Origin of the sequence: Sulfurovum sp. TSL1, from assembly GCF_019972135.1 — a bacterium.
Lineage (GTDB): Bacteria > Campylobacterota > Campylobacteria > Campylobacterales > Sulfurovaceae > Sulfurovum.
Genome location: NZ_BPFI01000006.1, coordinates 1 through 1,484, shown reverse-complemented (window position 1 = coordinate 1,484; position 1,484 = coordinate 1). Strand labels below are relative to the sequence as shown.

The 1,484-nt window shown below is 37.4% G+C and carries 1 protein-coding gene; it reads left to right on the top strand.

All coding sequences use genetic code 11. The features are described from left to right. Window positions 1–126: 126 nt before the first annotated feature. Window positions 127–1,284 (top strand): transposase, encoded by a 1,158-nt coding sequence (locus LDM98_RS11735; protein WP_223899599.1) that lies wholly within the window; start codon window positions 127–129, stop codon window positions 1,282–1,284. Window positions 1,285–1,484 lie beyond the last annotated feature (200 nt).

Below are 1,484 nucleotides of genomic sequence, written 5' to 3'. Positions count from 1 at the left end.
GAGCCACTTGCAAATTACCAAAAAAAGAGGGATATTAAGGGTTAACACGAAGAAAAAAAGCTGATTCTGATTTCAAAAAGTTATAATTTTTTACCACAAAAATCCAACAAAAAAAAGAGTCAGCTTATGAGAAAAATTATACCTTCACTTTCAAAAATGTGGCTTAAAGTCATGAATTTAGAGCAGAGTCTTTTTCCAAGATTAGAAGAGTCAATGGGGAAGCTAAGTTCTAAAGAAGCCAAACTGATAAAGATCCTAGACTTTGCCCATATCGAAAAGTATGTCTCCACATTCTCCATTACCAATCCACCCAAAGACAGAGAGGAAATGGCACGTGCCTTTGTTGCCAAACAGGTATATAATCTTCAGACCACACGTGATTTGATAGAGAGGTTAAGGATCGATAGAACACTTAGAGTCATATGTGGGTGGAGATATCATAATCAGATTCCAAGCGAATCTAAATTCAGCCGAGTCTTTAAAGAGTTCAGCCAACAACGTATTGCAACCAAAGCTCACGATATTTTTATAGAGAAGTATTTGAGTGAGACACTATTCTTCTATCACAGTATGGATGCTACCGCTGTAGAACTCAGAGAAAAATCTGTCAAGCAGGAAAAGGAGATCAAACCTAAACGCAGACAAGGACGTCCCAGAAACGGTGAAGAGCTTCCTGCTAAGAAACCTTCCATTTTACAACAACAAGAGAAGATGAATACTACAGAAGAGATGCTCTCGCTTATAAAAACAGAGTGTAATACCAGTATCAAACAGAACTCCAAAGGTAACCGACACAGATGGATAGGAGGTAAACTTCATCTCTCAGTAGTAGATGGTGATATCCCTATCACAGCACTATACTCTTCTGCCACAGTACATGACAGTTCATTGGCACTGCCTCTGATTAAACAGAGTAGCCAAAAGGTCACCTACCTCTATGATCTGGCTGACGCTGCGTATGATAACAAGATTGTAAAGAACTACTCCGAACTTCATAACCACAGACCCATTATTGATGTTAACCCAAAGAACTCTAAAAAACTCAAAGCAAAAATAGCTTTAGAAAAAAGTGAAAAGAAGATATTGGGTGCACTGAACCTCTATAATGATTCAGATGATATACACTACAATCAACGTAGCAGTGTTGAGAGAGTCAATGCCTATCTAAAAGACAGTTATGGATGCAACAAGATCTACTATCAGGGTGCCCAGAAGGTAGCTTCTGTGTTTGCCTTTGCTGTGTTATCAGTTTGCATCACGCAGTCTTTGAAGCTTGTGACCTAGTTTTGTCCAAATAATAGAATCCAAAGCACATTTTACAAAACTTGAACCATAAAGCACGTCATAAAAATAGGATTTCTACCAATTTATATCAGTTTTTTACCTTGAAGTTTCAAAATAACTGATTGTACAGCTTTTTTCAATAGTAGATTACGGATTATTGAAGATTAGCCACTTTTAGATATTTAATCTGCAAGTGGCTC

Bases quoted from the DNA above. Each gene is read 5' to 3' on its own strand.
- LDM98_RS11735 (WP_223899599.1), top strand. From the start codon at position 127: ATGAGAAAAATTATACCTTCACTTTCAAAAATGTGGCTTAAAGTCATG.